Origin of the sequence: Leucothrix arctica, assembly GCF_003172895.1 — a bacterium.
GTDB lineage: Bacteria > Pseudomonadota > Gammaproteobacteria > Thiotrichales > Thiotrichaceae > Leucothrix > Leucothrix arctica.
Genome location: NZ_QGKL01000012.1, coordinates 138,419 through 160,837, shown reverse-complemented (window position 1 = coordinate 160,837; position 22,419 = coordinate 138,419). Strand labels below are relative to the sequence as shown.

Annotated in this window: 19 protein-coding genes; 11 read left to right on the top strand and 8 right to left on the bottom strand. The window is 42.9% G+C overall.

Annotation, left to right across the window (positions count from 1 at the left end; all coding sequences use genetic code 11):
- Positions 1–22 precede the first annotated feature (22 nt).
- Complete coding sequence (locus DKT75_RS04515) at positions 23–712, bottom strand: pseudouridine synthase (protein WP_109822237.1); 690 nt, start codon at positions 710–712, stop codon at positions 23–25.
- 153 nt (positions 713–865) lie between these two features.
- The gene (locus DKT75_RS04510) at positions 866–2,704 is read right to left on the bottom strand and encodes an ABC transporter ATP-binding protein (RefSeq protein WP_211665157.1); all 1,839 of its coding nucleotides are present in this window, start codon (positions 2,702–2,704) and stop codon (positions 866–868) included.
- A 310-nt stretch (positions 2,705–3,014) separates the two neighbouring features.
- Here DKT75_RS04510 and DKT75_RS04505 point away from each other — a divergent pair, with 310 nt between their 5' ends.
- From DKT75_RS04505 to DKT75_RS04470, 8 genes are all read left to right on the top strand, one after another.
- Positions 3,015–3,827, top strand: coding sequence for a formate/nitrite transporter family protein (locus tag DKT75_RS04505; RefSeq protein ID WP_109822236.1), 813 nt, complete (start codon positions 3,015–3,017; stop codon positions 3,825–3,827).
- Positions 3,828–3,886: 59 nt separating this feature from the next.
- Complete coding sequence (locus DKT75_RS04500) at positions 3,887–5,620, top strand: bifunctional protein-serine/threonine kinase/phosphatase (protein ID WP_109822235.1); 1,734 nt, start codon at positions 3,887–3,889, stop codon at positions 5,618–5,620.
- A gap of 454 nt (positions 5,621–6,074) precedes the next feature.
- Positions 6,075–8,255, top strand: coding sequence for a sensor domain-containing protein (locus DKT75_RS04495; RefSeq protein ID WP_109822234.1), 2,181 nt, complete (start codon positions 6,075–6,077; stop codon positions 8,253–8,255).
- Between the two features lie 225 nt (positions 8,256–8,480).
- A complete protein-coding gene (locus DKT75_RS04490; protein WP_109822233.1) occupies positions 8,481–9,026 on the top strand; it encodes a sigma-70 family RNA polymerase sigma factor in 546 nt (181 codons plus the stop codon).
- Complete coding sequence (locus DKT75_RS04485) at positions 9,019–9,705, top strand: anti-sigma factor (protein WP_109822232.1); 687 nt, start codon at positions 9,019–9,021, stop codon at positions 9,703–9,705. Before DKT75_RS04490 ends, DKT75_RS04485 begins: the two co-directional genes overlap by 8 nt.
- Positions 9,706–9,811: 106 nt before the next feature.
- Positions 9,812–10,420, top strand: a complete 609-nt coding sequence (locus tag DKT75_RS04480; protein ID WP_109822231.1) for a fasciclin domain-containing protein — start codon at positions 9,812–9,814, stop codon at positions 10,418–10,420.
- 225 nt (positions 10,421–10,645) lie between these two features.
- Positions 10,646–12,511 (top strand): cation:proton antiporter, encoded by a 1,866-nt coding sequence (locus DKT75_RS04475; RefSeq protein WP_109822230.1) that lies wholly within the window; start codon positions 10,646–10,648, stop codon positions 12,509–12,511.
- A complete protein-coding gene (locus DKT75_RS04470) occupies positions 12,508–13,869 on the top strand; it encodes a DUF2254 domain-containing protein (protein ID WP_109822229.1) in 1,362 nt (453 codons plus the stop codon). Before DKT75_RS04475 ends, DKT75_RS04470 begins: the two co-directional genes overlap by 4 nt.
- 13 nt (positions 13,870–13,882) lie before the next feature.
- On the opposite strand, the gene DKT75_RS04465 is transcribed toward DKT75_RS04470, so the two are convergent.
- On the bottom strand, positions 13,883–14,149 hold the full coding sequence (locus DKT75_RS04465) for a sll1863 family stress response protein (protein ID WP_109822228.1): 267 nt from the start codon (positions 14,147–14,149) through the stop codon (positions 13,883–13,885).
- A gap of 74 nt (positions 14,150–14,223) precedes the next feature.
- A complete protein-coding gene (locus tag DKT75_RS04460; protein WP_109822227.1) occupies positions 14,224–14,403 on the bottom strand; it encodes a PLD nuclease N-terminal domain-containing protein in 180 nt (59 codons plus the stop codon).
- Positions 14,404–14,634: 231 nt separating this feature from the next.
- Between DKT75_RS04460 and DKT75_RS04455 the strand changes: the two genes are divergently transcribed.
- A complete protein-coding gene (locus DKT75_RS04455) occupies positions 14,635–16,050 on the top strand; it encodes a mechanosensitive ion channel domain-containing protein (RefSeq protein WP_109822226.1) in 1,416 nt (471 codons plus the stop codon).
- A 10-nt stretch (positions 16,051–16,060) separates the two neighbouring features.
- Here the strand turns inward: DKT75_RS04455 and DKT75_RS04450 are convergent, their stop codons facing one another.
- Both DKT75_RS04450 and tpx read right to left on the bottom strand, forming a co-directional pair.
- Positions 16,061–16,813, bottom strand: coding sequence for a YdcF family protein (locus tag DKT75_RS04450; RefSeq protein ID WP_109822225.1), 753 nt, complete (start codon positions 16,811–16,813; stop codon positions 16,061–16,063).
- Between the two features lie 49 nt (positions 16,814–16,862).
- On the bottom strand, positions 16,863–17,360 hold the full coding sequence (gene tpx / locus DKT75_RS04445) for a thiol peroxidase (RefSeq protein WP_109822224.1): 498 nt from the start codon (positions 17,358–17,360) through the stop codon (positions 16,863–16,865).
- A gap of 153 nt (positions 17,361–17,513) precedes the next feature.
- On the opposite strand from tpx, the gene DKT75_RS04440 reads away from it, so the two are divergent.
- Positions 17,514–17,795, top strand: a complete 282-nt coding sequence (locus tag DKT75_RS04440; protein WP_109822223.1) for a peptidylprolyl isomerase — start codon at positions 17,514–17,516, stop codon at positions 17,793–17,795.
- A gap of 52 nt (positions 17,796–17,847) precedes the next feature.
- Here the strand turns inward: DKT75_RS04440 and DKT75_RS04435 are convergent, their stop codons facing one another.
- On the bottom strand, positions 17,848–18,498 hold the full coding sequence (locus DKT75_RS04435) for a C39 family peptidase (protein WP_146201318.1): 651 nt from the start codon (positions 18,496–18,498) through the stop codon (positions 17,848–17,850).
- 296 nt (positions 18,499–18,794) lie between these two features.
- Here DKT75_RS04435 and DKT75_RS04430 point away from each other — a divergent pair, with 296 nt between their 5' ends.
- Positions 18,795–20,759 (top strand): SGNH/GDSL hydrolase family protein, encoded by a 1,965-nt coding sequence (locus tag DKT75_RS04430; protein ID WP_146201317.1) that lies wholly within the window; start codon positions 18,795–18,797, stop codon positions 20,757–20,759.
- A gap of 39 nt (positions 20,760–20,798) precedes the next feature.
- Here the strand turns inward: DKT75_RS04430 and DKT75_RS04425 are convergent, their stop codons facing one another.
- Positions 20,799–22,313: a B12-binding domain-containing radical SAM protein gene (locus DKT75_RS04425; RefSeq protein ID WP_109822220.1), complete on the bottom strand. Its 1,515-nt coding sequence runs from the start codon at positions 22,311–22,313 to the stop codon at positions 20,799–20,801.
- Positions 22,314–22,419 lie beyond the last annotated feature (106 nt).

Sequence of the window (22,419 nt, the reverse complement as noted above, 5' to 3'; positions counted from 1 at the left end):
ATTGGTCTGTATTTTGCGGCATTTATTGAGTGAAAGACTGTACTTCATCATGCGTTAAATAGCGCCATTCACCTACTTTAAGGTCAAGAGATACGTCACCGATTGCTTCACGATGAAGTGTATTGACGCGATTACCTACCGCAGCAAACATACGTTTAACCTGATGAAACTTGCCTTCCGTGATCGTTAAAAGTACTTCTTTGGGGCTCACTATTTCTAAGTCAGCAGGTCGCGTTAAGTGCTGTTCACCTTGTAATTGTACGCCTTGTTTAAACCTATCAACAACACCATCGGCAATCGGTTTGGACAACCCCACACGGTACACTTTGCGGCATGCTTTGGTAGGTACGGTGATGTTATATGACCAACGTCCATCATCCGTAATTAACACCATACCTGTTGTATCTGCGTCTAAACGGCCTGCAATATGAAGCTCTGAGACGTTATCTATGTCTAAGTGGTTAAACAATGAGGGATACACTTCGTCGATATTTGAACAGATTGTGCCAGCGGGTTTGTGCATGAGTACATAACGAAAGGCTCGCGCTTTCAGCTTAGTTCCGTTTAACAGTATCGTGTTGTTTTCGTGAACTTGCATGGCTTCATTTGTAGTGATTTCACCATTGACGCTCACGTCTCCAGAGCTGATGCGTAACTGTGCTTCGGCTTTGCTTAGCTCGGTGCTTTTACAAATGAATTTATCAAGACGCATTATCGAGACTTCTTAAAAAGTACATCACATTCATCCCCTGCGTTAACACCCATGGTATTCGTTAAATAGCTATCCATAATATCACTGAGTCGCTAGGGACTTAATTAAGTCTCCAGCAATCAGCCATAAACTCCACTACTCTAGACTCTCAAATTAATCTTCACTAATAAACCCACCCGACTGCCGCTTCCAAAAACTCGCATACAAGGCATCCTTTTCCAGCAACTCCTCATGCGACCCTTCCTCAACAATCTCCCCTTGGTCCATCACCAATATACGATCCATTTCAGAGATAGTAGACAAACGATGAGCAATCGCCACCACCGTCTTACCTTTCATCATTTCATTCAACGTCGCCTGTATTTGCGCTTCAACTTCGCTGTCTAGGGCGCTGGTCGCCTCATCCATTATCAAGATCGGTGCGTCTTTCAATATCACTCGCGCCAGTGCAACACGTTGTCGTTGACCACCGGATAACTTCACTCCACGCTCGCCCACTTGCGCGTCATAACCCCTGTTGCCAACGTTATCTTCAAGATCAAGAATAAAGTCATGCGCCTTGGCTTTGCGCGCCGCTTCGATCATGTCTTCCTCAGTTGCGTCAGGACGACCATAAAGAATGTTGTCTCTAATAGAACGATGCAGCAGCATACTTTCCTGCTGAACCATACCAATACGTGCGCGTAAACTGTCCTGCGTCACAGACGAGATATCACTGCCATCAATGGAAATTTGCCCCTGCTCAGGATCAAATAGGCGCAGCAATGTTTTAACCAACGTCGACTTTCCAGCACCGGATCGACCAACTAAACCGATCTTTTCACCGGGTTTTATGGATATAGAGATGTCTTTCAAACCACCGCTGTCACGCCCGTAATGGTGCGATACGTCAGTTATTTCGATGCCACCTGTTTCTATTTCCAAGTCAGCCGCATCATCCGCATCCTTCATCCCGATTGGTTGTGCAACAGTTTCCATACCTTCAGAAATAACACCCAGTGAACGGAAAAATGACGATAATGCTGACAATATCCACCCCGTCATTGAGTTGATTCGTAACGCCAACGCACCTGCAGAAGCAACCACACCGACCGTAGCTGTTTCGTTCGTCCACATAAATAACGCCCAACCCACGACGCTGACAATTAAAATACCATTGAGTAATACCAAACCCGAGTCCATGACGGTCACGATTCGGTTCTCTTTCATATAGGTTTGACGGTGACTTTCAAAGATCTCTACGGCTGACTCTGTCTCTCGGTCTGAGTGCGAGAACAGTTTTACTGAATTAATATTGGAGTAGCTATCAACCACGAAACCCAGTGTGCGACTTCGTGCCGCAGAGCTAGCACGTGCAGCAGGTCGAATACGCTTCAACGACCAACGTAGCAATATCACATAAAGCACCATCCAAATGCCGAGCGGAATCAGTAGCATCGGATGCGCATTGGCCAGCAGGATACCTGCACCAATCATATAGGCGACGGTAAAGGTCAGCGCATTCATCATTTGAAAAGATAAATCACCCGCAGCGGCCGGCATTTGTATAACACGACTTGCAATACGTCCTGCAAAGTCAGACTCAAACCAGCCGACAGGTTGACGCAGTACGTGACGGTGTGAGCGCCAACGCCCCAGTGCGGCCAAGTTGGGTTGTATACCGTTTTTGATGAGCGCGGTATCGAGTGTTTGTATCAGGGGTCTGATAATCAGTATGAAAACGAGAACTAATATCAGCTCTACACTGTTGTTTGCCCAAAACTCACTCGGGGATGTTTTGGACATGACATCCACTAAGTGCCCGAGATAGAAGATTAAAAAGACTTCTGCACCAGCCGTCGCAAACGAGGTGACTGCGTTTAACGCGATGAGTTTGCGGAACGGGTAAAACAGCGCCCAGAGGAATGGCCCTATTTTATTGGGTGGGGTGTCGTTTGCTGAGTAGTCTATGTATGGATCTACTAGATTCTCAAAGAAGTGTAGTATGCGCATCATTCCCCCTATGTTCAGCCTATTTGGCTGTAAGCGTTTAGAGTAACCAAGTCACCTAGATGGCGCAATATTTGTAATATATTAGTTTAGCTCTCTATTTGGAGTATGAAAGCCGCACCATAGTGGAATAAAGAAGGTAATTTGGTGCAAAAGTGTTAATTAAAGTCACAAACGATTTAGTTTATTAATTAAGCAGATAATTCTTACTAGCTATATAGAAACTTAACATTCACGAAAAAGGAATGAATAACTAAAACTTTGGCACGCAACTTGCCATTAAATAATTTTACCCAATCCAGGAAAATTATAAATGGCTTATATAGAACCTTCTGAATTCGTTACTAAAATGGTCGATACCGGCGAATCAAAAATCTTCATGTCTGCAAAAGATACAATCATTCGTGCCTACATGGCCGGTGCAATCCTAGGACTTGCAGCAATATTTGCTATTACAATTGCAACTCAAACTGGCTCTGGTCTTCTTGGTGCCGTGTTATTCCCTGTTGGGTTTATCATGCTTTACCTGATGAAGTTTGACCTGCTAACGGGTGTATTCACACTAGTACCACTAGCTCTACTCGATAAGCGTCCAGGCGTTACGTTTAAAGAAGTGATGCGTAATTGGGGTCTTGTTTTTGTAGGTAACTTTGCAGGTGCATTAACAACTGCATTCTTAATGTCTTTCGTTCTGACTTACGGTTACAACACTGACGGTGGCGCTATCGCACTTAAAGTTGCCACTATTGGTGAGTCTCGTACTGTTGGTTATCAAGAACAAGGCTTAGGCGGTTGGATCACGATTTTCTTCCGCGGTATGTTATGTAACTGGATGGTATCAATGGGTGTTGTTGGTGCGATGATCTCTACCTCAGCAACCGGTAAAATGGCTGCAATGTGGATGCCTGTTATGCTGTTCTTCTACATGGGCTTCGAGCATTCAATTGTAAACATGTTCCTATTCCCATTCTCGATGATCATGGGTGGTGACTTCACTGTATATGACTACCTAGTTTGGAACGAGATCCCAACAGTACTAGGTAACTTAGCTGGTGGACTATTACTCGTTGGTTTACCGCTATACTATACACACGTACGTACTAGCGCTAACCGCAAGATTGTCTAACACTTAGTCACTCTTCGAATGGAGTCTCCATTCTTAATAATGTTTGGAGACTCCATAAGATGTCCAGTTCACTCCGTATTAGTTTAGGTCAGCACTCTCAAGCAGGCCTTAAAGACATTAATCAAGACTTCCACGGTGCATTTACACCCAAGGAACCCGCCCTATCCAGCAAGGGTATCGCTGTTGCACTTGCCGATGGCATTAGCAGTAGCGATGTCAGTCAAGTCGCCAGTGAAACCGCAATCAAAAGCTTTCTTAGTGACTATTACTGCACCTCAGATGCATGGTCCGTTAAGACCTCCGCACAACGCGTTTTACTCTCCATTAATTCTTGGCTATACGCACAAAGCCAGCGCGGTGAACACCGATACAATAAAGACAAAGGCTATGTGTGTACCTTCAGCGGCCTTATCATTAAATCAGCGACTGCGCATATTTTTCATATTGGTGACGCACGCATCTATCACTTATCTGCGGGTAATCTAGAGTGTTTAACCCGAGAGCATCGTGTTTGGGCGTCTCGTGACTCCAAAGACTCTAGCTACCTCAGTCGTGCACTCGGCATCAAACAACAACTCGAAATCGATTACCAAGCGGTGCCATTACAACAAGACGATATATTTTTACTGATCACTGACGGCATATTTGAGCACGTCAATGACCAGCAACTGATTCAACTCATTGAACAATACAGTGACCTAAACCGTGCGGCACAGGCGATTACTGACATGGCCTTGGCTAAAGGCAGTCAGGATAACCTCACGGCACAGTTAGTTAAAATAGATCAACTTCCAAGTAAGCAGGCTGATGAGATTTATAATGACCTCACTACTCTGCCTTTTCTGCCTGAGTTAAAACCACGCATGACCATTGATGGTTATGAAATTATTCGGGATATTTATCGCAGTAGCCGCAGTCATGTGGTGCTGGCGAAAGACGTGGATACCAGTGAGCAAGTCGCATTGAAAGTACCGTCAGTTGAACTTCGCACTGACGCAGCCTACCTCGAACGCTTCCTGATGGAAGAATGGATTGCTAATCGTCTGGATAGCGTCAATATTTTAAAAGCACCGCTCCAGACACGAAAACGTAATTATTTATACTGCGTGACCGAGTTTGTTGAAGGTCAAACCCTCGCTCAACGCATGATCGATGAACCAACACCCGACCTTGAAACGGTCCGCAATATTGTGGAACAGATTGCAGCGGGCTTGCAGTGCTTTCACCGTCAGGAAATGCTACACCAAGACCTTCGACCCAATAACATTATGATCGACCAAAGTGGCACGGTGAAGTTAATCGACTTTGGTTCGACTTATGTCGCTGGCATTGCCGAAATGGACTCACCCCTAACGGAACATGCGATGTTGGGTACTGCCTCGTTTACCGCGCCAGAGTACTTTTTAGGTGAGTTTGGTACACGACGCTCTGACTTGTATTCACTGGGTGTCATTACGTATCAAATGCTTTCAGGGCGTTTGCCCTATGGAACAGAAGTAGCAAAAGCACGTACTAAATTAGCTCAGAGAAACCTAACCTATAACTCCGTACTGGACCAAAAGCGTGAGATACCCGCTTGGCTAGATGGCACATTAAGAAAAGCAACTCACCCTGACCCGGAGCGACGTTATGGCGAGCTGTCTGAGTTTATGTATGACTTGCGCCACCCTAACAGTGCGTTTATGGAGAAACATAAGCGACCGTTAATAGAAAGAAATCCGCTATTATTTTGGAAGGTATTGTCGTTAGCGCTGTTTGTTGTGGTCATTTTATTGTGTCTTAAAATTCAGTAATTATTCTTTTGGCCAACTAAATCTCCTCATTACCCCTGTAACATCAAACTAAGCCTATTTATTTTAAAATAAAAATAAGACGGTTTTTATTGATTTTAATTCAACATAAAATACTTAAAGAGCACTTTTCACACTTTAATGATATCATGAGCCGCAATTATACTAAAAAACACATAGAAAATAAGAATATATACGTCTCCGTACTACTGTCTGGGCTGACAGACTGTCTAGGCATAAGACCAAAACTGCTACCGAAATTGACTAGCGGCTTAGTTGTCACTCAGATAACTAATAAACTAGCCACTAAAGATGGCTTGAAGTATTAGCCGTTAGTCTCACTTAAGTTCTGATTCATATAACTTTATTGATAATAGCAGCGGCAAATATTAGGAATGTATGGGTATTTATCTTAAAACCATGAGTCAGCATCGTACTTAAGGCATCAATAACTGCAATGAATAAACTTTCATCACATGACTTAATTTTACTTCAACATCAACTAATGATGTCGATGGGGGTCACATCCGACCCTGAGAAAATGCTGCGTGATTTTTCAAGATTGCTTATTGAATCGCTTGACCTAACGGCTGTTCACATTGATCAAAAAAGAAATTTAAAAACGGATACACAGACACGCTCTCGCACCTATTACCCAGACAAACACTATGAAATGGGTGCTACTTATATCACTCACTACATTGGTGTAGAGAGCCCACGTGAATCTAAATACTTAGAGCTCAGAAAAGTAAGTAATAAATACTGGTATTGTTTTTCATTAAATAACATTGGTTTCATGGTGCTTGAACGACCAGAAACGTTTTTAAATGAGAAGGTAATTCCCGCCCTAACGCCAGTCATCATTAGAATGTCTAAGACCTATTCCGGTCGTAAACAACACATAGTTAACAAACAACAACGCGCTGAAATTCACAACATTTCGACTAACTTACGCACTGAAAAATTAAAGCTAGAGCAGATCTTACGTTCTATAGAAGATAGCGTGATGGTACTGGACAAAAGTGGTTTAATTACTTTTTCCAACCATGCAGCACACAAACTATTTGGTGCCGATAAAGCCACCATGGTCAATACACATTTTACCAAATATCTACGCGTTTATGATCTGGATGGAAATAAAGACATGACCCGAACTATTGGGAAAAGTGTCATCAACAAGGGTGAATGGTCTACTCCACGTCCTGTGAAATTAATAACGCAAGACAATCAAGAGCTATATGTTCGCCTGAGAGTGAAGGGTATGTTTGATGAGAAGTACTCTGACCCATCCGACGAAAAATATTACGTCTCGACGTTTCACGATGTGACAGATAGTTATAGGCTTGAGCAAAAGCTGCAAATCCAAGTAAAACATGATGCCCTAACTGGCTGCTTAAATCGTCATGGTTTTGGAGAACGCTTAGCACAATATATTACTAGCCGAGAAAACGATGACAATTTGTCATTCGTTTCTATCGACTTAGACAGATTTAAACTCATTAATGATATTGGAGGTCATCAAGCGGGTGATGCTCTGTTAAAAAGTGTGACTCAGTTAATTGAGCATGACATCAATGGCCGTGGCTCACTTGCTCGTCTTGGTGGCGATGAGTTTGTTATTTTGTTTAATAAAATTGAGCCTCAACTTGTTGAACATATTACTGAAGATATTTGTAAAAGCATTGACCGCCTTCGGTTTAAGTGGGAACAAAATATTTTCACTATTGGGGCAAGTTTTGGTATATCGCACAGTTGCGGTAAAGAAATAGATACGGATGACGCTTTCATGAGGGCCGATGAAGCCTGCTTAATGTCTAAGGAAAATGGTCGTAACCAAGTGACCATAGCGCCCAAATCAATAGGCAATGAGTGTGACGCTCAAAATAAGATAATTCATCACTTCAATCGAAATTATCTTCACTATATAAATCAGGCATTGAAAGGTACTGATAAAGAATATCAGCTTGTTCTGTTTAAGCAGGACATTCGCTCAATTTCTCCAATATTTCAGGGCAATCATCACGAAGTGCTCCTGCGTTTATTTCATAAAAATACCATCATACCACCGGATACTTTTTTGCCAGCGGCAGAGCGCTCGGGCATTGTTAGAGAAATAGACCTATTTGTATTAGAGAAAACCTTACGGTATTTGACAAAAAATATAGGTGGGCACTACAACGTTAACTTGTCTGGCGTCTCTTTAAGCGATGATGTGACTCGTCAAAAAATACAGCAACTCATTGCTAAGTTCCCCAATGAATCCAAGTTTTTATGCTTAGAGATTACTGAAACAGCAGCTATTACCAACCTTGCGAAGTGCATTCGATTTATGGAAGAGTTAAACGAAGTGGGGGTGAGTTTTGCGCTGGATGATTTTGGAACAGGTGTTTCCTCATTTAGCTATTTAAAGAGCTTACCCGTTAAGTACTTAAAAATTGATGGCTCGTTTATCCATGACATTTGTAATAACGAGATTGATGAAATTGTTGTTCAATCCATCGTTTCCGCATCACGCGCCATGAAAATACGCACGGTCGCTGAGTACGTGAGTGATGAGGATATTTTAACGAAGGTGACATCATTGGGTATTGATTATGCTCAAGGTTATTGGATGAACATCCCTTCTCGTCTAAACTAACGCCTATACGTTTTTAAATGACCGTACAGTATTGCGCTCCCGCGTATCTGACAGTCGTTTCTATATAGGCAGTGCTGGTCAGCAAAAAAAATATAACTTAATTAAATAATCATCACTTGGAAACAAGTGGTGATTTATCTTGTCTGACTGCACGGTTTCAAAACACCTCGAATCATTATATAACAGTGCTATAGTGATTAAATACATCAATATCTAGGAGCGGATATGACTGAAAAGGCAGATATAGAAAAGTTTATCTCCCAAGCAGCACTCGGAAATCAGCAAGCATTTAACGACCTCTACGATGCAACATCAACCAAGCTCTATAGTGTCTGCCTCAAAATTTTAAATAATCCAACTCATGCTGAAGATACGTTGCAGGATGTGTTTATAAAAATCTGGCGTAGCGCGGATAAGTACCAACAAAACGGCCTAAGCCCGATGACTTGGTTGATTACTATCGCTAGAAATACTGCCATTGATAAGTTACGAGCACTCGGCGGGCATTATCACTCACCCGATGCTCTCGATGCATTAGAAGACACAGGGCAATCCCCTGAGGCAGAGTCCATCGCATTTAGCGAGAAAGAACAAATTGCTCGATGCCTTGAGCAACTCGAGCAAGATAAAGCAGAGGCAGTAAGAAGTGCCTATTTACAAGGTGATAGCTATGCCGACCTCGCAAAAAAATATGCCGTACCAGTCAATACAATGAGAACGTGGTTACGTAGAAGCTTGTTAAAATTAAAGGGGTGCCTAACCAATGACTGATACCCAAGATCCACAAGAAAACCAAGATACTGTGCTAGTGGCAGAGTATGCACTTGGCCTCATGGAAAGAACTGAGGCGGCTGCCTTTGCTAAGCGACTAGAAGAAGAAAGTGAGCTGCGTGCTGACTACATTAGCTGGTCTGAGTACTTAACAGGCTTATCGAGTGAAATACCTATGGTTGCTCCACCTGCTCACTTAAAGGCCACTATTAAACAACGACTTTTCGACACTGCAACTCAGAGTGAAGAGAAATCACCGGGTTGGTTTAACTTCCGTTGGGCAGGTGGTTTTGCGCTGGCAGCAGTATTAGGTGTCATGTTGTTTATGTTGAAACCTATTCACTTTGCTCCCACTTACACGGCACAGTTAACATCTGCTGATCAGGCTATTCAAGTGACTGCACTCTACGACACTGAGGCGCAGTCACTTAGAATGATTAATTTCGCGGGTAAACCTGTCGCAGGCCGTGACTTTGAGCTTTGGGTTATTGTTGGTCAAGAAGCACCGGTATCTTTAGGTGTTGTAACATCCTTTGCCGATCACTATGTGAATGTACCGGTTGAACTGAGAAGTTTAGTCGCAGGTGCGACCTTAGCATTGAGTGATGAAGCACTAGGCGGATCAACGACGGGTAGCCCCGGAACGGTGTTAGTTGCAGCAACTGTTCAAGCAATTTGAAATTAATTTAGTTTTTTTTCACACGGGGTGAAACTCTTTTTGAGTTCACTCCGTGTCTCTCAGTAACCATGGCAAAAAGTCATGAAACTTACTCAGAGAGACTATTATGAAAATTTCAAACATTGCAGTATCAGTAGCCGCAGCAGTAACCCTTACAGCGTGTTTCACAGGTGGTGGCACGACAGCATCAAGCACAAGCACAATGAATAAAAACTCAGTGCTCATGAGTGAAAACCCTATGGTTGGCGGTGCTCCAATGTTTGCCAACAAAAATATTATAGAAAATGCCGTTAACTCTAAAGACCACACAACACTTGTTGCTGCGGTTAAAGCGGCGGGTCTTGTTGAAACACTCCAAGGTCCTGGCCCATTCACGGTATTTGCACCCGTAAACTCTGCATTTGATGCACTACCTCCTGGTGCAGTAGAAAACCTACTTAAGCCTGAAAACAAAGCAGCACTGACTAAGGTTCTGACTTGCCACGTGGTCGGTGCAAACGCAATGTCACTCGCTATTAAAGGCATGATCAGCGATGACGGTGGTAAGCACCCAGTAAAAACGTTGGGTGGCTGCGTACTGCAAGCAACATATAGCGGCGACAAGATTATGCTAACTGATGAAAATGGTCGTACAGCAACGGTAACAGTAGCTGACGTCAAACAGTCTAATGGTGTTATTCATGTTATTGACACGGTCATGCTACCAAAGCAATAACTCTCCCTCTGAATAACAATAAGATCCATTAGTTGTGGAATTTGGCCGATTAAAGAGCTGTCTCTTCGCTTGCTTTGAGATGACTCAACAATCGGCATTTTTTTGCCTACAATAAATGACTTAAATGTGATTTAACTGACTAACTTTAAACGATAACAAAAAATACTGGTTCGTCGAGTCCACTTGTATAAACTACTCTCATACAGAAATAACGGACTCGTTTTTATGCAGCATCATATGGCTGAACTGATTGCCTCAATTCTCATCGTTGGTATTGCTCTACAGTGGGTTGGCTGGCATTTAAAAATCCCTGCTTTAATTTTACTGATTGCTGCGGGCTTCATTATGGGGCCAGTCACAGGCTGGTTAAAACCGACTGAAGATTTCGGTGACATTCTCCAGCCTATGGTTTCATTGAGCGTTGCCGTCATATTATTTGAAGGCGGGCTGAGTTTACGCTGGCATGAGTTCAAGAAAAACACGCGCGTTATTTACCGGCTAGTGACTTGGAGTGTGTTGATCACTTTTGGACTTGGTAGTCTTGCGGCGCATTATTTAGTGGGTATGTCCTGGCCTGTGGCCTTGGTCTTTGGTGCCATCATTATTGTTACCGGCCCAACCGTGATCATGCCACTGCTCAAGCAAGCGAATCTGAAAAAGCGCCCTGCTTCGCTATTACGCTGGGAAGGTATCGTCAATGACCCTATTGGTGCGCTATTAGTCGTACTCATTTACGGGTATTACGTGCTTGCCGAAAGCGACATGCTTATTATCAATATATTGAGTGGCTTGCTTATCAGCGTATTTGTGTCACTGGCAATGGGTGTCGGGGCTGGGCTATTTATTGCACGTGCATTTCGCAAAGGTTTTGTACCAGAGTACTTAAAGTCACCGCTCATATTGATCGCCGTACTCTTGGTTTATACAATTTGTAACCGCGTACAGAGCGAGGCAGGCTTGCTTGCAACCACTGTCCTAGGTATCACTTTAGCTAACCAACAACTCAACACCTTTCATGAGCTACAGCGTTTTAAAGAGTACATCACCATTCTATTGGTTTCTTCGACGTTCATCGTATTAACGGCTGATATTAACCCTGAGATACTGCAACAAATTGGCTGGCAAGGTTGGTTACTTTTAGTCTTGGTTATTTTTGTTATCCGACCTGTCGCTATTTTCCTCTCGACAGTAGGGACGGACATTAATAAGCAAGACCGACTGCTCATTTCATGGATAGCGCCACGCGGTATTGTTGCCGCAGCAGTCGCCGGCTTGTTTGGCGCTGAGCTTATAGCGAAAGGTTACGAAGGTGCGGAGCTGCTATTACCGTTAATTTTTGCACTAATTATTATGACCGTGATTTTGCATGGTTTGAGTATTGGCTGGGTGGCTCGAAAGCTAAACCTAGCCTCGTCACACCCTGACGGCGTTATGATTATTGGTGCTTCAAACTGGGGGATTGCATTGGCTGCTGCCTTGCAGAAAAACGATATTCCAGTGGTACTTGTTGACCGAGACTGGAAGCGTTTGAAGCCCGCTAGAATGCAGAACATACCGACACATTTCGGTGAAATATTGTCTGAGCGAACAGAAGAAGTACTGGAGCTGTCACACATCACTAAGCTCTTATCCATCTCAAAAAATGAAGCTTATAACACGCTGACGTGTAGTCGCTTCTCGCCAGAGCTTGGCCAAAATAATGTGTTTGAAATGGCTTGGCAACCTGAAACGTCCACAAGAAAAAACAACGGCGCACCCAAGCTGCCAAGCAAAGCTATTCGTGGGAATATCTTGTTTGGTAAAGACGTGTACTACAATGACTTACTGGATGCCTATGAGAAGGACTGGCAGTTTGATAGCACCAACCTCAGCAATCAGTACACGCTAGAAACACTAGTTAAAGAGAAGCCTAAAGGCACGTTACAAGTAGCAGCTATTGATGGTGGAGGTAACATCCACTTTTATCCTTGGGCTGACGGTCAACGTACCGATGGCTTCAAAACAGTCATTAGTTATGTACCACCAGAGAAACCTGAAACTGTTCCAGTATCTGAAGCTGCTACTGAGTTACTCACTAAGGAAGAATCATGAAAACACGCATTCGTCATTACTTAGAGGTTCTCAGCACAGCTATTTGGATGGTGCCACTGGCTTTCTTGATCGGCTCTATTATTCTCGCGTTTCTAAACTTCTACTTAGATAAAACGCTAATTGCGAGACACGTCCAATTTCCTGATTTCTTTTTATACTTTAATGACTCAGAAAACATTCGCACCATGCTGAGTGTGTCAGGTAGCTCAATACTCGGCGTTGCAGGGGTTTCATTCTCTATAACCATTGCATCGCTCACACTCGCATCACAGCAGTTTGGCTCTCGCTTACTACGCAACTTTATGATGGACCGTTTCAATCAAGTGGTACTGGGGATTTTTATTGGGACATTCCTCTACTGCATCATGATGTTACAGTTCACTAGCTCAATGGATCTCAACAAAACCACACCCATAATCTCCATGGTTGGTTTACTGATTTTAGTCATCACTTCCCTACTGATGCTAGTGTTTTTCATTCACCACATTGCTGTATCGATTCAAGCGGATACCGTCATTGCAGATGTTAACGGTACATTACAAGCACAGTCAGCTAAACTTTTTCCTGAGGAATGGAGCGAGAAAAAACACTTACCTGACACCCCACCCGCTGATCTACAAGCAGATCTATTTAACACGGATGCAAGCCCAATGAAGGTCAGAGGGTCTGGTTATTTACAAGGAGTCGATCATGAAAGGCTAATCAAGCTGGTCAATGACAAAGACATTGCGATAAAACTGACTGTAAAACCGGGTGATTTTCTCATCAAAAATAGTGTAATTGGCTATTGCTTGGCGTCTGACGCTCAAAAAGAAGACTTTGAAAATGAAATCGTTGGCCCCGTCAATGACCGATTATTGGTTGGAAGTAAAGCGACTGCTGAACAGGATCCCGAATTTCCCGTTAGGCAATTGGTTGAAGTCGCTGTGCGTGCATTATCACCCGGTATCAATGACCCATTTACAGCAATCACTTGTATCGACCGACTAGGCGATAACATTGCCTTTTTGATCAACCGAGAGTTCCCATCTGATCATCATTTTGACGAAGAAGGCCGATTGCGACTACTTACTAAGCCATTTACCTTTGAAGGGATTGTTGAGGCGTCGTTTAACCAGATTCGTCAGCATGGCCGTAACGATGTGTCAGTGACTATTCACTTGTTAGATACGCTGCTTTGTTTAGCTCATCAAGCGAGCAGTGACGAGCAAGCAAAAGCGATTAATACACAAGTTAATGCGCTCTACTCCACAAGTAATGAAAACTTTAACGCTCAGAAGGATCGCGATGACATCAAAGCGAAGTATAAAGCGATTAACCAGTGTTTAGAGAAGCGGTTCAAGCTCGACGGAGCTTGAACCTAAGTTGCTGTTATGAAAGCGCTTTCTTTATTTTCTCATAGGCGTCTTCAAAGCCATCCTTAATAGAGTCCCATGCGTCATCCGATGCATCGGCGACTTTATCAAGCCATTCGGCAGCTTCGTTGCGCTCACTCTTGAGCTCTTCGACTTTCTTCTCATACTCAATCTGTGAGTCAGCAGAGGCTTCCTTTGCTTTGGCTTGCCATAAGTCTATTTTGGCATCTACTTGATCAAGTTTAGCCTGCATTTTTTCTACGTGTTTATCTTGCGTGTCCATATTAGTTCCTTTTAAAATTTTAGTAAAAATCGACTGATTAAAAATTAATTATTCAGCATAAAATTTAAGTCTCACTAACCCTTGGGGCCTGCAAAAAACCATAGGAGCAACCCTATTACCGGTAACATAACGATAAGGAGTGTCCAGAGTACTTTTCCGCCGGTACTTGCTCCACTGTTCACAACTTTTATAACTGCATAAATGTCTAGAATTAGTATTAGTAGACCTAGTATTCCGCTTACTTCGATACCCATGTAAAACTCCTTTAGTTAGAAAAATATTCTTCGTTAAGATGTTTCAAAAAATCGTCAATAGTCCGTATTTCCTAGTTATCTATCACCCTAACAGCTGAAAAAAAATTATCAATTACAGTATATTAATGAAATTATGGCCCTACTTTTACTACAGTTATTTTTATCATTTAATAATGAGAGTGTTATACAACGCTTTCTTTGCTCTAAACCTTACGCCTAAGACCATTCAAAATGACCAAGCCTCTTTCTTTGCTTTTTCTAGCGATATTTTTCCAACTCAGTCTTGCTATATTTCTGAGTTTTGCCAGCATCACGAGCGTGCAAGCTGACACTATTACTGACCTTCTTGGAGGCGCTTCGACAGCTGACACAACACCCGCAGACAATAAAGTTATCACCACTGACAGTAGCTCTCAAAGTGATAGAAAAATCCGTGTACGCTTGCAAGAAATCTACACAGAATTAGATAACTTAAACGCTCTCAGCGTGTCAGTAAATAAGAGTGTAGTGACTATTAGAGGTGAAGTAACAACCGCTGCAGAAGAGTTAAAAGCAGTCACACTGGCAAAACAAATTGAAGGGGTTGTGGAAGTTGAAAACGAGTTGGTAATTACTCGTAGCGTTGAAAAACGACTGGAAACTACTTGGAACAAAGTCGCTACCCTGAGTAAGGACATTGCGAACGCCCTCCCCGTTATATTAATCGCATTAGTGGTTTTCATCGTGTTTTGGATATTAGGCGGCTGGCTGTCAAATAGGCAGGGAGTGTTTCGTCGCATTACGCCCAACCACTTTATAGCCAACCTGCTTGGACAAATTACACACTTAATATTAATCATAATCGGATTAGTGCTAGCCTTGTCGTTACTTGATGCAACAGGCTTGCTAGGAACGATCATGGGTGCGGCAGGTATCTTTGGTTTGGCGATTGGTTTTGCGGTACGAGATACCGTCGAAAACTATATTGCGAGTATTTTACTAAGCTTAAGAAACCCGTTTCAGGTTCATGACTTTGTCGAGATCAGCGGCAAGTTAGGAAGTGTCGCTCGTCTGACAACACGTGCCACTATCCTTATTGCCCCTGACGGTAACCATGTCCGTATTCCAAATGCTGAAGTGTTTAAAGCTATTATCATCAACTACACCCGTAATCCAGAAAGACGTTTCCACTTTGATCTAGGTATTGATGTCGCCCAAGACCTTAGCGAAGCGCAGCAACTCGCGGTTGATACACTGCATAACATGGAAGGTGTGTTAGATGACCCAAAGCCAATGGCGTTAGTAGACTCTTTGGGTGACTTTAGCGTGATTGTTAGAGTCTATGGCTGGGTTAACCAAGAGCAGTTCAGTTTTTCTAAGGTAAACAGCGAAGCAATTAAGCAGACTAAACAAGCATTTGATGACGCGGGTATTGTTATGCCTGAGCCTATTTACCAAATACGTGTGACTGATAACCCGGTCTTGTCTGCGGATGCGGTGACAACCGTGAGCGAGCCAAGCAAGCCGGTGAAAGAAGAAATCGCTAAGCATAGAGTCGAGCAGGAAGCAGACTTAACACCCGATGACACTGCGATGGATCAGATTCAAGAAGAGTCTGAAAATAGTGATAACGAGAATCTATTGAGCCCGCAAGCGCCCACGGAATAGAAAAGTGTGGTTATTTAAGGACGCTATACCAGACAAATCCTAGCCATTCATGGAGTGCCACACCACTTCGGGCCAGTGCACTTGCCTGAGGCATCCATAGCATCCATTTTTTATCCCAAGCCGATACACCATAAGAGTGTGATGCTGGCATGTAAGTCACTGTACGGTTTGTAAATACCTGCATGCTCCGTCGCATGTGCCACGCGTGAGTCACTAACCAAGCGGTTTTAATACCGTCAGCACTCAGCATGACATCACTCAGCTCTGCGTTCTCCCACGTGGTATGGCTATTGCCTTCGACCCAACGTGCTGTGATATTGAATTCGTCTTTAAGCACTTGCGCCATAAGCTGAGCTTCGCTAATGCCGCTATTAATTGGGTCACCACCCGTTAATAAGATGGGTACGCCTGTTTTACGATGCAGTAAAGCGGCATAACGTAGTCGCTCCATCTCTGCGTTACTTACGGTAATGCCACCGTACTCTACTGCACGGTCATTTCGCCCACCACCCAGCACTACAATTGCTTCAGCTTGCTGTTGTTCCCAGAGCTGTGCTTGCGGAGGATATTGAGACTCTAAAGAATTCATCAGTCCGTTAGATACAAACGGGGTACTAAATAGAAGTAGCTGTGCGATCGCAACAAACCACAGATAGGGTTTGAGTGTTGAACGTCGGAAAAAAAGTAATCCGATTAATAAAAAAAGCAGCAAGTTACCCGGCGGGTAAATAAGAAATTCAATCGTTCGGTGAAGAAGAATCATATCCTAAACCCTTTTTGAGCCGTAGTAACTTGCTGCTATTTAGTCTGACTTACAGTGAAGCAAGTGCTTTTTCGTAGTCTGGCTCTTGAGCAATTTCAGGTACAAGCTCAGTGTAAAGTACTTCGTTATCTGCGCTTAGCACAACAACTGCACGAGCAGTTAGGCTTGCTAGAGGGCCATCAACGATTGTTACACCGTAGTCTTCTGAAAACTGGCGGTTACGCATCATTGATAATGTCTTAACCGCTTCTAGGCCTTCAGCGCCACAAAAACGACCTTGTGCAAACGGTAGGTCAGCAGAGATTGTTAAAAACACAGTATCTTCGTGTTTTGCAGCAGCATCGTTAAATGCTTTTGTTGATAAAGCACAAATGCCTGTATCAATACTTGGTACGATATTTAGTAATTTTTTCTTACCTGCATACTCAGCCAAGCTAACATCAGCCAATTCACCCGTTGTTAGTGTAAAATCTGGTGCAGTTGTACCGATAGCTGGTAGCTCGCCGACTGTATTAATCGCGTTACCTTGTAGTGTAATTGAAGCCATGATCGTTCCTTTTTTTCTTGGGGAATGTTGAAAGATGATCACTATAACGTATGAATTTTCATTGGCAAGCTTGAAAGTTGAGAACTTGTCACAATATTCAAAAGCAGTTATTTGTTATACTTTTCATACTCCCAAAAATTAAAGGACCACATAATGGCTAATGCTAACGCACGTCACATTCTAGTAGCTTCTGAAGAAGCTTGTCTTAACCTTAAAAAAGAAATCGAAGGCGGCAAAGATTTCGCTGCTGCGGCTAAGGAACACTCAAGCTGCCCATCAAGCGCTAACGGCGGTGATTTAGGCAACTTCGGCCCAGGCCAAATGGTTCCTGAGTTTGACAAGGTTGTATTCAGCGCTGATGTTGGCACTGTTCAAGGCCCAGTTAAAACTCAATTTGGCTACCACTTGCTAGAAGTGACTGCTCGCCAAGACTAAGTTTTATATAGCCTCGTTACTCTTTAGTGACGAGGCTTTTATTGATCAGCGCTTACACACCTCGCTCGATCTGTAAAAATTCTGGCTCAAATTTCTTCATTGACCCAATAATATATTTTGCTTCATACAAACGGTTTCTTCCATTTGGACTAAACGAGTCATGCATTTCAAAATATAATTTTTCATCTTTATATTCATAACCCACTACCGCTAAAAAATGTCCCCAACCGCCTGGTATATAAAACGTCGAGTATGGTTTATTGGCATTTTTCCCGCGAGGAATGTGATTCATATTGACGTTCACAAGGACCATTTGCTGTTGGTCTAACAGCTTTTTGATCTGACTTTCTGTATTTCGGCCTTTGGTTAGCTTTGTAGACTTATATCTCACACCCATAAAATTTAGGTATGTTTCTATGTCTGCAAACTCCCACCAACGCCCAAAATCTTTATTTCTATCAAGCCCTAAAAAATCATTAACTAGACCTCTAGCACTCTTTATTTCTTTGAATGTATTCTGTGGTTTGTAGTTAGTATCAGCAAAGTTACGCGCCATGATTGCGGCAAGAGGCCCACAGTGCAGCGTATCCCCTCTCGTTCGCTGTACAAAAAACTCCCCTTTGGGGTCTATAGACTCACTTGAAAAAGCAGATAAACTAGCACACATTAGTGCAGTCCCTAGCCAAGAGACAAATAATTTCAACGGAATGCTCCACAATAGATTTGACAAAAGTACGACTGACTAAAAGTATACGATTAATCTAACGTTAAGTTTAATTTAAAAACATTAAATATTTGATTTCAACTTTTTCCTTTTGAAAATCGACGTTATATGAAAGAGTTTTCACATACATCCAGCCAAACAGAGACCCTAGCTCTCTCCCTCCTATCTCAGCAGAGCAACCCTTCCTCCCTCTAAGTGACGAAGGTCGCAATAATAACAAGTAACCTGCTTTCCATGTATGAATTAATTAAAAATTCCTTAAGAGGATTCACGGAATGAACAGATTGCTCAAGATGAGCCTTGTTTCACTTAGCCTACTAGCACTTCACGGGTGTAACAGCAGTAGTAGTAACTCAGGCCAAACAACTAATACGGTAGTCACAAATACACCGACAGCAACTACAACGTCAAAGTGTGACGCCACAGGCAACGCTATAAATAGCTTCCAGCGCATACCAATGCACTATGGTTTTTTACGCGATACTTCGTTTGTCTCTAGTGAGTCTGGCGGTACGTTGCCACTAACCGTTACTGCTGACGCAGAACAATGGGCTAGAACGATTGATGTCGACTCTACAACTGCATTAGTTGTCGGTCAGTTGATTACCTATTTGGGTGAGAACTTTGACTACAACGTCGCCAAGATAGAAAGCCTAACAGCGACAACTATCACACTGACAGAAAGTACTGCTCTAGTGTCTAAGGTTGCTGCTGGAAATAATGCTTGGAATTTTTACGACCATGAATATACACCAAACCATTATGGTCAAAAGGCTCTTGCAGATCTTTCATATAGAGAAAGTGCTGCCATTGTTAATGCAGGTACAACTCACGTAATTATTGGTGATGGCTGGATCAATGACGAGGCCTTTACTGAGCGTCTTGAGAAGCGATACCCAAGTGCTAACATTATCAATAACGCAAGTGATGCTGACGGTCTCTGCGACTTATTAGCGGGCTTCGATACTGACGTTAGTGCTAAAGGCGCTCAGTACGTTTGGATCAATAGTAGTGTTAGTGACTACACTGTTGGCGTATCTCAGGAAGAATATAAGCTACGCTTACAAGACCTTATTGCTAAGGTACAAAGCGCAGGCGCAACAGCGATTGTCTTTGATGCTGTTGCAGGGTCTGCCAACGCATCAGCTGATGGCGTGGTAACAAACCAAACTTTATCTTATCGCTACTCTAGTAAAGTAGCTGATTTGATTAGTGAATCAAATACTACGGTGACCGAGCCAGTTACTGAAACCGAGACTCCACAAGAGCCGGTGACAGAAACAGAACAAGAGCCTGTTACAGAAACTGAGACTGAAACCGAGCAAGAACCTGTTACAGAAACTGAGGCCGAAGAAGAGCCAGTTGTCGTTGTAACGCCTCCAACAGAAACTGAAGGCACAGTGAGTTGTACAGCAACAGCTGAAACTATCGCTACGTTTACGCGTGTAGAAATGCATTATGGTTTGTTAAAAGGCCAAGGCTTTGTATCTGATGTTGATGGTCAAGCTGAAACAGAAGGTTTAGAGACTTACACGGTTAATAGCGCTGCAAGTGCTGGAGCAACATCAATTAATGTTACCTCTACTTCTGGACTAGTGACTGGCCAGTTAATCACATACTTAGCAAGTAATGCTGTTTATCGTGTTGCTCAAGTCGAAAGCCTAACTGATACACAAATCACTATAACGGAATCTTCAGCAATCGTTTCTGGTTTGAATGCCGGTGAAACGCTGTGGAACTTCTACGAAGATCCAGATCATCCTAACGCTGTTGGTGCTCACGCAATCGCTGATTTCGCTAACACATTTGTGTCAGGCGACACTAACGCGAGTGAAGGTACTCACGTGTTGTTAGGTGATAGCTGGTTCTCGAATAACGGCTTTGATTCTTACGTCATGGAAAACCTTCCTAACGCAACAATCATCAATGAATCTGTCGGTGGAGATACACTGTGTGACTTATTAAGTAGGTTTGATAGTAATGTTGCTGCGAGTGAAGCAGACTTTGTTTGGATTAATAGCAGTACAAATGACTACTTCAAAGACGTTAGTCAGGAAGACTACAAACTACGTATGCAGAACCTAATTGCAAAAGTACAAAGTATTGGTGCTAAAGCGATTGTCTTTGACTCTACACCTGCACCAGCGGGTACAACAGACAGTGGTGTAACTTATGATACCTTAGCTAACCGTTACTCTGAACAAATTCAAATCCTTTTGAATGAAGCAAACGGACAGTAACGCTTAAACAGAGCCTTTAGTCATCAATGGCTAAAGGCTCTAATCAGCTGTTTGTTGGTGCGTGTTCTGACGTTTGTTAGGCGTACCCTTCTTAATACCCTTCTCAACTTTCTCTGCTTGAGAGAAAACCATACTCCCTTTAAAGCCAGCGCGTTGGAAGTCCAACTGCAATACTTGCTGCGCATCACTTTCTAGTACATCCAACTCATTCAACATCACCTGATAGACCAAACCAAATAAACGCTTTAGCGCGATTTTCCATGTACTACCCGCTTCCTTAAACAACGTGTCTGACAACTTCATAAAGCGCCAAAAAGGTTGATCACCTAAAATAAGCGGTAACGTTGTTGTGAAACGACCTGAGTTAGCAATCATGTCCCAATAACGTGCTAAACGGTTGACCCGCTGCATGGTTTGGAAATCAATATCTCGTGTACTTAAAATGTTATACGGCGGACTTGGGTTATAACGTAACTGATACTCATCAATATGACGGTTTAGCGGAGCACCACGTAAACGCTTCAAAATACCCAATTGAATCTCTTGCGGTTTCAATGCAGCTAACTGATCAAAACTCAGCGCGAAGTTTTCTAAGCTATCACCCGGTAAACCAAAAATAAGGTCTGTATGTAAATGTGCCCCAGTATTTTCACGTAACCAACGCAAGTTCTCTTTTGTCTTTTCATTATCCTGACGACGGCTAATCAATGTTTGAATGACAGGGTCAAACGTCTGCACACCAATTTCGAACTGTAATCGGTTAGGTGGAAAGCGTTCTAACATGACCTTTAACGCGTCAGGTAAATTATCGGGGATAACTTCGAAATGAAGGTATAAGTCTTCATCCATTCGCTCTAAAAAGAACTCTAGGATTGCAACGGAGGTTTTAACTTTGAGATTAAACGTGCGGTCGATAAACTTAAAGTTACGTGCGCCCCGCTTATACAACAAATCCATCTCTTCAAGAAACGCACCTAGCTCAAATGGCTTCGCAGTCTTATCCAATGCGGATAGACAGAACTCACACTTAAACGGACACCCTCTTGATGCTTCAACGTAAGTAATTCTGTTTGCGATGTCTTCTTCACTGTAATACTCATAAGGCAACTTGAGTTGATCCAATGGCATAGTGACACCTGTCACTATTTTATTCAGCGGCTTTTGACCGCTCAATAACTGCTGACACAGTGTTACAAAACTCACTTCACCAGCGCCCGTCACCACATAATCAACCAGTTCACACACGGCTGGCAAATCTGGCGGATGACTCACTTCTGGCCCACCCAACACAATCACCACTTCAGGAGAGATTTGCTTTAATAAGCCAACCAACTCCGTCACCTCAATGATATTCCAGATATAGACACTGATACCGATAATGGACGGTTTTTCAGCTAATAAAGTCTCTGCAATATTGATAGGAGTTTCGTGAATAGTGAACTCTTGCACGCTCGCTTGCACTTGTAAATTGCCGAGGTTCGCGTACAAATAACGCAGGCCAAAAGCGGAGTGCAGGTAGCGTGCGTTTAGGGTAGTTAAGATTATTTTGCTCATGGGGCGGACTGTATCACGGTTTAGTATTTATTCGCACGGCCACAACTATTGGTATATTCACATGGATCTAAAAACATAATAGAGTACGTAAAATATAGATAAATAA